Annotated in this window: 15 protein-coding genes; 7 read left to right on the top strand and 8 right to left on the bottom strand. The window is 61.4% G+C overall.

Features of this window, described 5'->3' with window-relative positions; genetic code table 11:
* Nucleotides 1-90: 90 nt before the first annotated feature.
* The gene (locus QWI20_RS07945; protein WP_369304987.1) at nucleotides 91-2,067 is read left to right on the top strand and encodes a methyl-accepting chemotaxis protein; all 1,977 of its coding nucleotides are present in this window, start codon (nucleotides 91-93) and stop codon (nucleotides 2,065-2,067) included.
* 266 nt (nucleotides 2,068-2,333) lie between these two features.
* On the opposite strand, the gene QWI20_RS07940 is transcribed toward QWI20_RS07945, so the two are convergent.
* Nucleotides 2,334-3,827 carry a YifB family Mg chelatase-like AAA ATPase gene (locus QWI20_RS07940; protein ID WP_369304986.1) on the bottom strand — a complete coding sequence of 498 codons (1,494 nt, stop codon included), beginning with the start codon at nucleotides 3,825-3,827 and terminating at the stop codon, nucleotides 2,334-2,336.
* 203 nt (nucleotides 3,828-4,030) lie between these two features.
* Nucleotides 4,031-4,315, bottom strand: a complete 285-nt coding sequence (locus tag QWI20_RS07935; protein WP_369304984.1) for an accessory factor UbiK family protein — start codon at nucleotides 4,313-4,315, stop codon at nucleotides 4,031-4,033.
* 415 nt (nucleotides 4,316-4,730) lie between these two features.
* Here QWI20_RS07935 and glnK point away from each other — a divergent pair, with 415 nt between their 5' ends.
* The 4 genes from glnK (at nucleotide 4,731) to QWI20_RS07915 (ending at nucleotide 7,545) form a co-directional block, all read left to right on the top strand.
* Nucleotides 4,731-5,069 carry a P-II family nitrogen regulator gene (glnK, locus tag QWI20_RS07930; protein ID WP_002555808.1) on the top strand — a complete coding sequence of 113 codons (339 nt, stop codon included), beginning with the start codon at nucleotides 4,731-4,733 and terminating at the stop codon, nucleotides 5,067-5,069.
* Between the two features lie 34 nt (nucleotides 5,070-5,103).
* Nucleotides 5,104-6,441, top strand: coding sequence for an ammonium transporter (locus QWI20_RS07925; RefSeq protein ID WP_369304983.1), 1,338 nt, complete (start codon nucleotides 5,104-5,106; stop codon nucleotides 6,439-6,441).
* A 249-nt stretch (nucleotides 6,442-6,690) separates the two neighbouring features.
* The gene (locus QWI20_RS07920) at nucleotides 6,691-7,122 is read left to right on the top strand and encodes a secondary thiamine-phosphate synthase enzyme YjbQ (protein ID WP_369304981.1); all 432 of its coding nucleotides are present in this window, start codon (nucleotides 6,691-6,693) and stop codon (nucleotides 7,120-7,122) included.
* A gap of 93 nt (nucleotides 7,123-7,215) precedes the next feature.
* Entirely contained in the window at nucleotides 7,216-7,545 is a 330-nt protein-coding gene (locus QWI20_RS07915) for a hypothetical protein (RefSeq protein WP_192171409.1), read from the top strand.
* A gap of 110 nt (nucleotides 7,546-7,655) precedes the next feature.
* Here the strand turns inward: QWI20_RS07915 and QWI20_RS07910 are convergent, their stop codons facing one another.
* The 6 genes from QWI20_RS07910 to QWI20_RS07885 are packed head-to-tail and all read right to left on the bottom strand — an operon-like array spanning nucleotide 7,656 to nucleotide 12,256.
* Entirely contained in the window at nucleotides 7,656-8,351 is a 696-nt protein-coding gene (locus QWI20_RS07910; RefSeq protein WP_369304980.1) for an HAD family hydrolase, read from the bottom strand.
* Nucleotides 8,341-9,246 carry a tyrosine recombinase XerC gene (gene xerC, locus QWI20_RS07905; protein ID WP_369304979.1) on the bottom strand — a complete coding sequence of 302 codons (906 nt, stop codon included), beginning with the start codon at nucleotides 9,244-9,246 and terminating at the stop codon, nucleotides 8,341-8,343. Before xerC ends, QWI20_RS07910 begins: the two co-directional genes overlap by 11 nt.
* Nucleotides 9,247-9,248: 2 nt before the next feature.
* The gene (locus QWI20_RS07900) at nucleotides 9,249-9,986 is read right to left on the bottom strand and encodes a DUF484 family protein (RefSeq protein WP_192171406.1); all 738 of its coding nucleotides are present in this window, start codon (nucleotides 9,984-9,986) and stop codon (nucleotides 9,249-9,251) included.
* A 13-nt stretch (nucleotides 9,987-9,999) separates the two neighbouring features.
* On the bottom strand, nucleotides 10,000-10,830 hold the full coding sequence (gene dapF, locus QWI20_RS07895) for a diaminopimelate epimerase (protein WP_369304977.1): 831 nt from the start codon (nucleotides 10,828-10,830) through the stop codon (nucleotides 10,000-10,002).
* A 4-nt stretch (nucleotides 10,831-10,834) separates the two neighbouring features.
* Nucleotides 10,835-12,082, bottom strand: coding sequence for a diaminopimelate decarboxylase (lysA, locus tag QWI20_RS07890; RefSeq protein WP_369304976.1), 1,248 nt, complete (start codon nucleotides 12,080-12,082; stop codon nucleotides 10,835-10,837).
* Nucleotides 12,083-12,091: 9 nt separating this feature from the next.
* Nucleotides 12,092-12,256 carry a lipoprotein gene (locus QWI20_RS07885; RefSeq protein ID WP_192171403.1) on the bottom strand — a complete coding sequence of 55 codons (165 nt, stop codon included), beginning with the start codon at nucleotides 12,254-12,256 and terminating at the stop codon, nucleotides 12,092-12,094.
* A gap of 288 nt (nucleotides 12,257-12,544) precedes the next feature.
* Between QWI20_RS07885 and cyaY the strand changes: the two genes are divergently transcribed.
* A complete protein-coding gene (gene cyaY, locus QWI20_RS07880; protein ID WP_133773794.1) occupies nucleotides 12,545-12,901 on the top strand; it encodes an iron donor protein CyaY in 357 nt (118 codons plus the stop codon).
* On the top strand, nucleotides 12,898-13,131 hold the full coding sequence (locus QWI20_RS07875; RefSeq protein ID WP_282365883.1) for a DUF1289 domain-containing protein: 234 nt from the start codon (nucleotides 12,898-12,900) through the stop codon (nucleotides 13,129-13,131). The genes cyaY and QWI20_RS07875 overlap by 4 nt, the downstream gene beginning before the upstream one ends.

Below are 13,131 nucleotides of genomic sequence, written 5' to 3'. Positions count from 1 at the left end.
GACTCAATCGGTTTATCGATCCTCTCTATTAGATTCGTCCGAATGGTGCTCCTGAATCAGGATGGTCCAGTCGTTCGGCAAGGAGCTCCAATGCCTCAGCCTCGCGCCCGAATTGCTTCGCAACTCGGCATCGCCCTGGCCGTTATTCTGGCCGTCGTCATCAGCGGCAGCACGCTGTTCGCCTTGCGCTCTCTTGACTCGGCGAACCTGGTCATCCGCGAAGAGCACATGAGCAGCGAAGCCCGGTTGCTGGCCGACCAATTGAACACCTTCCACAGCACCCTGCGCGACAGCACCCAGCGTCTGAGCGGCCTGTTCGAGAAGCGTTTTTCGGGCGGTCTGAGCCTGCAGGCTGATCAGCAGATCGCGGTTGCGGGCGTGCAGACCCCCACGCTGCTGCTGAACGGCGCGGCGCTCAACAATGACTTCACGGAAGTCGACGATTTCAAGAAAATGACGGCCGGCGTGGCGACGGTCTTCGTGCGCAGCGGCGACGACTTCGTGCGCGTCAGCACATCCCTGAGCAAGCAGGACGGCTCACGCGCCCTCGGCACTTCGCTGGATCACAAACACCCGGCGTACGACAAGCTACTCGCCGGCCAGGGATACGTCGGTCGCGCGCTGTTGTTCGACCGTCTGTACATGACCCAGTACAGCCCGGTGCGTGACGCCAGCGGCAAGGTCATTGCCGTGCTGTTCGTCGGCTTCGATTACACCGACGCGCAAAAGGCGCAGTTCGACAACCTGAAAAACTTCCGCATCGGTTCCACTGGTTCGCTGGCCCTGCTTGATGAGCAGAAAAAATGGCTGGTGGCGCCTGCGGGGGTCAAGGATCTGGATCAGGCAAGCACCACACTGGCCGAGTTCGCCAAGACGCCAGGCGTTGGACGTTTCTGGCAGGACGCCGGTGAAGATTTCTACACCGTCGGCGAGAAGTTTTCCGGCGGCCCGTGGACGGTTCTGGCAACGATGCCCAAGGATGAAATCAGCGCAGTCACCTGGAGCGTCGGCACGCAACTGGCCATCGGCAGCCTGCTGGCGATGTTGATCGCTGTCGGTGCCGCGATCTGGCTGTTGCGCAGCAAGCTGCGGCCGCTGTCGGCGTTGGTCAGTCAGGCGGAAGCTTTGGGCGCTGGTGATCTGAGCGCACGTCTGAACGTGTCCAGCCATGACGAAATTGGTCAGCTGGCGGGCAGTTTCAACAAGATGGGCCAGGCGCTGGAAACCATGGTGTCCCACATCCGCACAGCAGCGCTGGAAGTCAGCAGTCGTGCCAATGCGCTGTCCGGCTTGTCGGGCGGCGCCTATGAAGGGATGGAGCAGCAATCCGGCGAAATCACCAGCATGGCCGGTGCAGTGGAGGAGTTCAGCGCCACGGCCCTGACCATCGCCGACAACATGGGCACCACCGAACGCATGGCGCAGGGCAATGCCCAGCAGACGCGCATCGGTCGCACGTCCATGGAAGAGGCGTCGGCCTCGCTGGAGCAAATTGCAGGCTCGCTGAGCAGCACCGCGACGGTGATCGATACCTTGGGCCAACGCTCGCAAGAGATTGGCGGGATTGTCAGCGTCATCACCTCGATCGCCGAGCAGACCAACCTCCTGGCCCTTAACGCCGCGATTGAAGCCGCACGCGCCGGCGAGCAAGGCCGAGGTTTTGCGGTGGTGGCGGATGAAGTCCGCAGCCTGGCATCACGTACGCGTCAGGCTACCGATGAAATCTCCGGCATGATCAGCAGCATTCAGCAAGAGACCAGCAACGCCATCAGCACCATGCAGCAAGGCAACGCGCTGATGCAGGAAGGTCTGTCGCGCAACGCCAAAGTCGCGGCAGCCCTGGCCCAGATCGACGAACAAAGCCGCTCGGCCGGTGAGCAATTCACGTCCATCACCACCGCGACCCAAGAGCAGAGCAACACCGCAACGCTGCTCAGCGCCAACCTGCAAAGCATCGCCCTGGCGAACAGCGAGCAACGCGAAGTCGTGTCCAACCTCGCGATCACGGCTCAAGAGCTGAATGCGGTGGCGGCTGACTTGCAGAAGGAAGTGGATCGGTTTCGGTGAGGCGGGAGCGCTGCTGAGTCGCCAGAGCCAACCAGTGTAGGTGTGAGCAAGCCCAATCTCATCAAGCACCACCGCAGATGTATCTGGCAATACACGCGTTGTGGGAGCGAGCTTGCTCGCGAAGAGGCAAGAACATCCGCCAAATATTCAGCGGTTAAGATGCCGCCTTCGTGAGCAAGCTCACTCCCACAGGTGTTGTATATTCTGCGCGACATTGCGGTGCTGAACGAAGGGTTATCTCCCGCCGTGGCATGGTGTATGCGCTTTCAATTCGTCGAAGGCCGATACTGCAAAGCCTCGGCGATGTGGCATCGCGCGATGGCGTCCACCTTCTCCAGATCAGCGAGCGTGCGCGCGACTTTCAGCAGGCGGTGGGCGGCGCGTAGCGAAAGATTGAGGCGTTCACACGCGTTCTCAAGCCAGGCTTCGTCTTCCGGCAGCAGCGCGCAGTGTTGGCGCAGCGCGGGCAGATCTAGAAACGCGTTAGCGCAACCTTGGCGTCGTTGTTGACGCTGGCGTGCATCGGATACCACCTCCGCTGCGCTGGCGCTTTCACCCTTGCTGTCTGGAGTGGCGGCCAAGGAAGTCGTTTCTCGAGCAACGGTCAGGTGCAGGTCAATCCGGTCGAGCAGCGGGCCGGACAGCTTGTTGCGGTAACGCTGAATCTGACCAGTCGAGCAGCGGCAGCGCCCGGTTGGCTCGCCGTGATAACCGCACGGGCAGGGGTTCATCGCCGCGACCAGTTGAAAGCGCGCCGGAAAGCGCACCCGATCCCGCGCGCGGGAAATGACGATGTGGCCCGATTCGAGGGGTTCGCGCAGCACCTCCAGCACACGCCGATCAAATTCCGGAAGTTCGTCCAGAAACAGCACACCGTGGTGGGCGAGGGTGATTTCTCCGGGTTGCGGGCGATTGCCACCCCCGACCAGCGCAGGACCCGACGCCGAGTGATGAGGCTGGCGGAAAGGACGCTGGGGCCAACTGGTCAGCGGGGCGTGACTGGCAACCGATTGAATCGCCGCCACCTCCAGCGCTTCGAGTTCATCCAGTGGTGGCAACAGCCCTGGCAAACGGCTCGCGAGCAGCGTTTTGCCGGTTCCGGGTGGGCCGCTGAAAAGCAGGTTATGCGCGCCGGCGGCGGCCACCAGCAGTGCGCGTTTGGCCGCGGTCTGGCCCTGCACCTCACTCAAATCAGGATAAGGCTGTGTCTGCAGAATCAGGCCGTTCGATTTATAGGGCGCGATGACCGTGTGCCCATTCAGGTGGGACACCAGCTCCAGCAGATGACTGACCGCGATCACCTTCAGGCCTGACGCCAGACACGCTTCCTCGGCATTCACCGCCGGCACGATCAGCGTGTGGCCCGCCTCCCGCGCAGCAAGTGCCGCCGGGAGCACGCCCTGCACGGGCCGAATCGCACCCGATAACGCCAGCTCCCCCAGACACTCAATGCCCTCCAGTGCAAGGGTCGGTACCTGCGCGCTGGCGGCCAGCAAGCCGAGCGCGATAGCAAGATCGAAGCGTCCGCCGTCCTTGGGCAAATCGGCAGGGGCGAGATTCAGCGTGATCCGGCGCGCGGGAAATTCCAGCCGACAGTTGAGGATCGCACTGCGCACCCGATCCTTGCTCTCCTTGACCGCGCCCTCCGGCAGACCCACCAGCGTCAGGCTGGGCAGCCCGTTAGCGAGATGGGTTTCGACGGTCACGGCAGGGGCTTCAACGCCAACTTGGGCACGGCTCAGAACGATCGCGAGGGACATGGCTTTCCTTGAAGGCAGCACCGCTTCCTGCGGCGAGCTGAAGGATAGTCATTGGCCACGGCGCGTGGGCAGGGGCATGTTTTTCGGGGTGTGTATCGAAGGGCAGGGGCACGGGAGGATAAGTCGATGGCCACGGTGGAGGCCATCAAGGCCCAGGTTCAGCGCATTGCGCACTGCGCCTGAGCAACATCAGCATCCAACGCTCAATCCTGTGGCTCATCCCCTGACGCTTTCGGCTGCGTGGCCAATTGCGCTTCCATCTCCGCCATCTTCGCTTCCAGTGCCTCAAGTCGGGCGCGGGTGCGGGCGAGGACGATCATCTGGCTGTCGAATTCTTCCCGGCTGACCAGGTCCAGCTTGCTGAAGCCGCTCTGCAGCAGCGCTTTGAACTGGGTTTCGAATTCGCTGCGGGGAACCGGCGTTTCGCCGTTGAACAGGCGGGAAGCGTGGCCGCTCAGGGCGTCGAGAAAGGCTTTGGGGGCGAGCATGATGAAACTCCAGAATCAGAGGGCGCGAGTGTAGCACGCAGCTTTTGACCTCCTACCGAACGCGATGCGCTGCACGCTTTTCGCGCATGGCCTCGGGCACGTGCGCACCGTTGTTGTGCGGCGATGGCAACCGACGACTACGCTAAGACGTGAATTAACAGTCAAAGGGCCGAAATTCATGCTGATCCATGAGATGGCAAGCTTTCTGCTTAGTGGCTTGTAACCCATGCACTGATGCAGTCGCTGTGACGAATGCAGTGCGGCAGGCGGAGCGGGGAATGTTTCGTCAGAAGCGGTTTTCTGGAGTTGGTCAGGTCTGTTAAGGACACGACGCGTTACAAAGCCAGACACTGCGCTTAGACTTGAGTCGGGTTTGTTTTCCTGGGGCAAGTCCACCAATTCGGGAGAAAGTTTCATGAAGCTAGTCACTGCCATCATCAAGCCGTTCAAGCTGGACGACGTACGCGAGTCGCTGTCCGAAATCGGCGTGCAGGGCATCACGGTCACTGAAGTCAAAGGCTTCGGACGTCAGAAAGGCCACACCGAGCTGTATCGCGGTGCGGAGTATGTAGTCGACTTCCTCCCCAAGGTGAAGATCGATGTTGCGATCGACGACAAGGATCTGGACCGCGTTATCGAAGCGATAACCAAAGCGGCCAACACCGGCAAGATCGGTGACGGCAAGATCTTCGTGGTCAATCTGGAACAGGCCATCCGCATCCGTACCGGCGAAACCGATACCGACGCAATCTAAGCCGCCAAACCCCAACGCCCCAGGAGAAAACAATATGACTCTGCGTCAATTCGCAGGGCTAGGAGCCCTGTTGTCCCTCGTAACCCCTTGCTTGGCCATGGCGGCAGACGAAGTGGCAGCCCCCGTACTCAATTCCGGCGACACCGCCTGGATGCTGACCTCCACCGCGCTGGTGCTGTTCATGACCATCCCCGGTCTGGCGCTGTTCTACGGCGGCATGGTCCGCTCGAAAAACATTCTTTCCGTGATGATGCAGTGCTTCGCCATTACCGGCCTGATCAGCATCCTGTGGGTCGTCTACGGCTACAGCATGGCGTTCGACACCACCGGGATGGAAGCCAACGTCGTCAACTTCAACTCCTTCGTCGGCGGTCTTTCGAAGGCGTTCCTGGCAGGCATCACCCCAGCGAGCATCACAGGTCCTGCGGCACTGTTCCCGGAAGCCGTCTTCGTGACCTTCCAGATGACCTTCGCCATCATCACCCCGGCCCTGATCGTCGGCGCCTTCGCAGAACGCATGAAGTTCTCCGCGATGCTGATCTTCATGGGGATCTGGTTCACCCTGGTTTATGCGCCGATTGCGCACATGGTCTGGAGCGGCGTCGGTGGTCTGTTGTGGGACTGGGGCGTTCTCGACTTCGCGGGCGGCACCGTTGTTCACATCAACGCCGGTGTGGCTGGCCTGGTAGCGTGTCTGGTACTCGGCAAGCGTAAAGGTTTCCCGACCACTCCGATGGCGCCGCACAATCTGGGTTACACCCTGGTAGGCGCGGCCATGCTCTGGGTGGGCTGGTTCGGTTTCAACGCAGGTTCCGCGGCTGCGGCCAACGGCACCGCGGGTATGGCAATGCTGGTCACCCAGATCGCTACCGCTGCTGCAGCGCTGGGCTGGATGTTCGCCGAATGGCTGACTCACGGTAAGCCAAGCGCTCTGGGCATCGCCTCGGGTGTGGTTGCCGGTCTGGTTGCGGTGACTCCAGCCGCCGGTACTGTCGGCCCAATGGGCGGCCTGATCATCGGTCTGGCGGCAGGCGTGGTCTGCTTCTTCTGCGCCACCAGCCTGAAACGCAAGCTGGGCTACGACGACTCCCTGGATGCCTTCGGCGTTCACGGTATCGGCGGTATCCTCGGCGCGATCCTGACCGGCGTGTTCGCGGCACCTTCGCTGGGCGGCTTCGGCACTGTGACCGACATCGCGGCACAAGTCTGGATTCAGTGCAAAGGCGTAGGCTTCACGGTCATCTACACCGCGATCGTGACCTTCATCATTCTCAAGGTGCTCGACATGGTCATGGGCCTGCGTGTCACCGAAGAAGAAGAAGCGGTCGGCCTGGATCTGGCGCAACACAACGAACGTGGCTACAACTTGTAATCTACTTACGAAAAAATGCCCGGATCTCCGGGCATTTTTTTGTCTGGCGTTTGTCGATAGGGATGTCCGGACAGGGGACAGGCGTTCCAGCCAGGAACCTCCGCCGCAATGTTCGGCCAAACCTGACGATTCTGAACGCTTGAGAGGGCATAAATGCCCTTGTTCAGCGCTCGGGAAAATCGTCGCTCATTACGCACTTTGTTTTTTTTTCCAGCGCGTTAGAATGCGCGCCGAAGGGCGGAGAACGGTATGTGGCAACAGACCTTGATCACGCTGCGGGCAAGGCCTCGTGGTTTCCATCTGGTGACTGACGAGATCGTCGCAGGCCTTCGCGAATTACGCGAATGCCGCATCGGCCTGCTGCATATCTGGTTGCAACACACCTCGGCCTCGTTGACCGTCAACGAGAACGCCGACCCGGCGGTACGTCGCGATTTCGAGCGTTTCTTCAACCGTCTGGTGCCTCAGGGGCGCGACGGCTACGAGCATGACGACGAAGGGCCCGATGATCTGCCTGCGCACTTCAAAGCCAGTCTGCTTGGCTGCCAGCTGACATTGCCGGTTTCAGATGGACGGCTGGCGTTGGGTACATGGCAAGGTATTTATCTGGGCGAGCACCGCGATGCAGGCGGTGCCCGTAAAGTCCTCGTCACGCTTCAGGGTGAGGGGCACGACCGCTGAAAGTACGCGGTAGTTGAATTGTTTCCGGCTGTCCAAGAAATCAAGCCCGGCTGGGCTATAACTAATCTGCTTTCGCAAGTCATGAGGTAGAACATGAGCGACGACGACATCGAAGAAGGTCTGGAAGACGATCTGGAAGAAGGGGAGGACGGTGAGGGGCTTGCAGCGGCGTCCGATGAAGATGTAGTGGAAGTCGACGACAGCGCTGAAGTCTCTGCGACTCCGGCCAAAGGCAAGGCCAAGGCCGCCGTCTCGGTTGACGAATTGCCGAGCGTGGAAGCCAAGAACAAAGAGCGTGATGCTCTGGCTCGCGCGATGGAAGAATTCCTCGCTCGTGGTGGCAAGGTCGTGGAAGTGGAGGCCAACGTGGTCGCCGATCCGCCCAAGAAGCCTGATAACAAGTACGGCAGCCGTCCCATCTAAGGGACCTGCTGCGCGCTTGATGAAAAACCCGCTGTCGCTGCGGGTTTTTTATTGCCTGCGATTCGAGTCGCCGACGCACAGGCCGGCATTCACGCAGCGCGAAGCGCAGATCAAGCCCAGCGCGTCAGCACCTCGGGCAATTGCGTCAGGCTGTTGATTACGGCATCCGGCGCTCTTTCAGCCTCCCAGACCTTGCCGCCGGGGTTGTACCAGATCGCCCGCAGGCCGGCTTGTTGGGCGCCGGCGATGTCGTCACCCGGGTGATCGCCGACATGCACGGCCTGACTGGCATCGGCATTGCCGCGTTTCAGCGCCTCGACGAAGGGCGCAGGGTCCGGTTTGCCAATGCCCAGGTCCTCGGCGCATAGCGCGAAGGCGAAATAATCGGCCAGGCCCAGACGGCGGACGTCGGCATTGCCGTTGGTCACGACACCCAGCGTGTAAGACTTGGTCAGGATTTCCAGCGTCGGCACCACTTCAGGGAAGATGTCCAGCTGGTGCCGCCCCTGAAGGAACACTTCGAAGCTCTGGTCCGCCAGCTCATGGGCTTCGGCGTGACCATACCCCGCATCCTCCAGCGCATGAAACAGCACCTTGCGGCGCAGCGCACTGATCCGGTGCTTGAACGTCGGATCCGCTTCGATGAGTCGCGAGCGGATTTCCCACAGATGCTCGACCGGGACCGGCCCGAGTTTTGGCGCGTTGGCAGCCAGCCACTCGCGCAGCTTGGCTTCAGCGCTGACAATCGCTGGTGCGGTTTCCCACAGTGTGTCGTCCAGGTCGAGGGTGATCAGCTTAATGCTCATTGTCGGCGTTACCTTTGCGCTTGGCCCGTGGATGGGCACTGTCGTACACCGTGGCCAGATGCTGGAAATCCAGATGGGTGTAGATCTGAGTGGTGGCAATGTCGGCGTGACCCAGCAGTTCCTGCACGGCCCGCAGGTCCTGGGACGACTCCAGCAAGTGACTGGCGAATGAATGGCGAAGCATGTGCGGGTGCAGGTTCTGGCCCAACTCACGTTCGCCGGCAGCCTTGACCCGTAGCTGGATCGAGCGCGGCCCCAGACGGCGGCCTTGCTGGCTGACAAACACGGCATCGTCTTGGGGATTGGCCAGTGCTCGTTGCTTGAGCCATTCCTCCAGCGCTTCCCGGGCCTTTCTGCCGACGGGTAGAACGCGGGATTTGCTGCCTTTGCCGAGGACCTGCACAAGACCGTCCGCCAGATCCAGGTCGTCGCAGTTCAACCCGGTCAGCTCGGACAGGCGCAGGCCTGACGAGTAGAACAGTTCGAGAATCGCCTGATCACGCCGGGCCAGAAAATCGTCCTCGACGGCGCCTTCAAGCAGTTGCAGGGCGCGGTCGGCATCCAGGGTTTTCGGCAAGCGACGCTCGCCCTTGGGCGGTGACAGGCCATTGGCCGGATCGTGATCGCAAAGGCCTTCGCGGTTGAGGTAGTGATAAAAGCCGCGAACGGCTGACAGCAGTCTGGCCAGGCTGCGCGAGGATTGACCCTGCTGGTGAAGGCGAGCGACAAGGCCGCGCATGGCCTGAATATCCAGCGCTTTCCAGCTGTCGATGTGCTGCTTTTCGCAGAACGCCAGGACCTTGTTCAGGTCGCGACGATAGGCTTCAAGCGTATGGCTCGACACTTGGCGCTCACTGCGCAGGTGCGTGCAGTAAGCGTCCAGTTGCCGCTCCATGACTAGCGAACCGAACGCAGCGAGTTGGTGAAGCGTGGCAGCAGGCGGCTGAGCACGTCGGCGATGTAACTGAGAAACAGCGTCCCGACCGAGCTTTTGTAATGCTGCGGATCACGGCTGCCGATGGCCAGAACGCCGTGCAGGCCTTGGTGGCTGAGGGCGGCCAGGGCGGTTGAGCCCACTTCCTTGCTTTGCTCGCTGCCGAACAGAAACTCGAGTTCATGCTCACGCAGCGCGCCACACAGGGTCTTGCCGCCGGACATCAGCCCGCCGATGGCTTTCTGCGCATCGGCGGCGCTGACCCAGCGGCCGACGGTCATCGGGTTGTCGCTGAACAGGATAAGGCTGACGAAGGGCACCTGAAATTCCTGGCGCAGGCTGTCTTCCACGCAAATGACGATCTCTTCCAGGCTGGTCGCGTCCATCAGATCAAGAATCAGCCGGCGGGTTTTTTCGAACAGCCGGTCGTTGTCCCGGGCCACGTCCATCAGTTGAGAAAGTCGGTGACGCATCTCGATGTTGCGTTCGCGCAGCAATTTGAGCTGGCGCTCGACCAGCGAGACGGTATCGCCCCGCTGATGGGGGACGCGCATCATCGCCAGCAACTCGTCGTGCTCGGCGAAGAAATCAGGGTGTTGTTGCAGCCAGGCCGCGACTGCCTCGGCTTCAAGGGCAGGCACTGCGGTCTCGGCAGGGGGCTGGCCGGGCGTGTCGTTTGAGGTCTGAGGCTGGTCGGTCATTGGATACTCTCACTCATAGACGTACTTGGCCTTCGTAAACCCGGACAGCCGGGCCAGTCATTACCACTGAATGGCCGGGGCCTGCCCACTCGATGGACAGGCGTCCGCCCGGCAGGTCGATCAGCATCGGGGAATCCATCCAGCCCTGAGTAATGGCCGCAACCGCTGCCGCGCAGGCACCGGTGCCACAGGCCTGGGTTTCCCCGGCGCCACGCTCCCACACCCGCAGTTGCGCGCGCTGACGGTCGACGACATGGAGAAAGCCCACGTTCACCCGAGCCGGAAAGCGCGGATGGTTTTCAATCTTCGGCCCAAGCACATGCACGGGCGCATTGTTGATGTCGTAGACGCGCAGCACGGCATGGGGGTTGCCCATGGAAACGGCGGCAAGCTCGACAGTCTCGCCATCGACATCGAGCGAATAACTGGCGGCCTGTTCCGGCGCATCAAACGGGATGTCCGCCGGCACCAGACGCGGCGCGCCCATATCAACGCTGATCTGGCCGTCGTTGCGGATGGCCAGCTCGATGATGCCGCCCTTGGTCTCGACGCGAATCTGCTTCTTGGCCGTCAGCCGCTTGTCCAGCACGAAACGGGCGAAGCAGCGCGCGCCATTGCCGCACTGCTCGACCTCGGAACCGTCGGAATTGAAAATCCGGTAGCGAAAATCCACGTCCGGATTGTTCGGCGCCTCCACCAGCAGCAGCTGATCGAAACCGATGCCCGTGTGGCGGTCGCCCCATTGCTTGGCGTGCTTGGGCAAAATGTGCGCGTGTTGGCTCACAAGGTCCAGCACCATGAAATCATTGCCCAGGCCATGCATCTTGGTAAAACGCAGCAGCATGGGATTACTCCGGCAGCAGGCTTTCGCCGGCAAACAGCTCAGTCACGGTTTCACGGCGACGCACTTCGAAGGCTTGCTCGCCATCCACAAGCACCTCGGCCGTACGTCCGCGGGTGTTGTAGTTGGAGCTCATCACGAAGCCATAGGCGCCCGCCGAATGCACCGCCAGCAGATCGCCTTCAGCCAGCGCGAGTTCACGCTCCTTGGCCAGGAAATCCCCGGTTTCGCAGATCGGGCCGACGATGTCATAGGTGCGCTTGGCGCCGTCGCGCGGTTTGACGGCCGTCACGTCCATCCACGCCTGATACAGGGCTGGACGAATCAGATCGTTCATGGCGGCGTCGACGATGGCGAAGTCTTTGTGCTCGGTGTGCTTGAGGTACTCGACGCGGGTCAGTAGCACGCCGGCATTGGCGACGATGAAGCGGCCGGGCTCGAACATCAGCGCCAGATCGCGGCCATCGAGGCGTTCACGCACGGCCTTGATGTAGTCGCCTGCGAGGGGCGGCTCTTCGTCGCGATAACGCACGCCCAGACCGCCGCCCAGATCGATATGCTTCAGCAGAATGCCGCAATCGCCCAGGCGGTCGACCAGATCGAGCAGGCGATCCAGCGCATCAACGAAAGGCGAAAGGGTGGTCAGTTGAGAGCCGATGTGGCAGTCGACGCCGATGACGTCGAGATTCGGCAGCTGCGCGGCGCGGATGTAAACGTCTTCGGCGTCCGCGATGGCGATGCCGAATTTGTTTTCCTTGAGGCCGGTGGAGATATAAGGGTGAGTGCCAGCGTCGACGTCCGGGTTGACGCGCAACGAAACCGGAGCACGCACGCCCATTTCGGCGGCGACGACTTGCAGGCGTTCGAGTTCGTCAGTGGACTCGACGTTAAAGCAATGCACGCCGACTTCCAGCGCTCGGCGCATGTCATCGCGGGTCTTGCCGACGCCGGAGAAAACGATTTTTTCAGCCTGACCGCCCGCCGCCAGCACGCGCTCCAGTTCGCCCCGGGAGACGATGTCGAAACCGGCGCCCAAGCGTGCCAGGACATTGAGAACGCCCAGGTTCGAGTTGGCTTTGACCGCAAAGCAGACCAGATGCGGCATGCCGCTCAGGGCATCGGCGTAGGCGCGGTACTGCGCCTCGATGTGCGCGCGGGAATAGACGTATGTCGGCGTGCCGAAGCGTTCGGCGATGGCAGACAACGCCACTCCTTCCGCGAACAGCTCGCCGTCGCGGTAGTTGAAGGCGTCCATGACTGATTCCTAGTAGGTCGAAGTCTGATGCTTGTGCGAGTGCGATTTGGTCTGGCTGGTGCCGTCGGCGGACGAGTCGTCGTCGGGCAGATACAGTGGACCTTTCTGACCGCAGGCAGAGACCAGACACGCAACTGCAAGCAGCGCGGCCAGGGAGGAAATCAGGCGCTTCATGGCGAAATCCTTTGTATAAGCATTAATTGCGCCCGAGTATACCGACCACCCGACAGATTGCCTATGCGCTGGAGTTCCCGTCCGGCGGGGGTTTGACGCCGACGCGCAATTAGACGGCGCAGCACGCGCGGATTTCTGACGCAGTCTGTGGTGCAGTGTGACGTTCGATGCCGTCCCGGCCAAAGCCGGTCCCACATTTGCACTTGGGCGGGTAGGCTTTGCATTTGCCGTTGAGCGACCGTATCGTGCGTCGCTGCGCCGTCCGCTGACACTTTTGAGGTTCATGCAATGAGTTTGACCGAAGCCCGTTTTCACGATCTGGTCGATGCCACCCAGGAAAAGCTCCAGGACATCTTCGACGAGAGCGGTCTGGATCTGGACCTTGAGAGTTCGGCCGGTGTGCTGACCGTGAAGTTCGAAAACGGCTCGCAGTTCATTTTCAGCCGTCAGGAGCCTTTGCGTCAGCTGTGGCTGGCGGCCGCTTCGGGTGGTTTTCACTTTGATTACGACGAAGAGGCGAAGCACTGGATCTGCGACAAGAGCGAAGAGCTGTTGAGCGAGATGCTCTATCGTCTGGCGAAGGAGCAGGCCGGCGAAGAAATCGACTTCGACGCCCTCGACGGCAGCGATGGCAACCGCCAGTGACCGTTAGCGCAACCCCGGTCAAACCGCCAAAGCCCCTGTTCAGCAACGTCAGCCCGGCTGTGCCGTCGCCCTGCATCAGCATCTGCCGGCTCGACGAGGACAAAGTCTGCACGGGCTGCCAGCGCCACGTCGAAGACATCCGCGAGTGGCGGGCGGCGACCGATGAGCGCCGACGGGAGATCGTGCGGCAGGCAGATTTGCGTCGCAGTGCGACTTCCGATCACGTGTAG

Origin of the sequence: Pseudomonas sp. W2-17 (genome assembly GCF_041060445.1) — a bacterium.
In the GTDB taxonomy this organism is placed as follows: Bacteria; Pseudomonadota; Gammaproteobacteria; order Pseudomonadales; family Pseudomonadaceae; genus Aquipseudomonas.
This window is presented reverse-complemented; position numbering and strand designations above follow the sequence as displayed.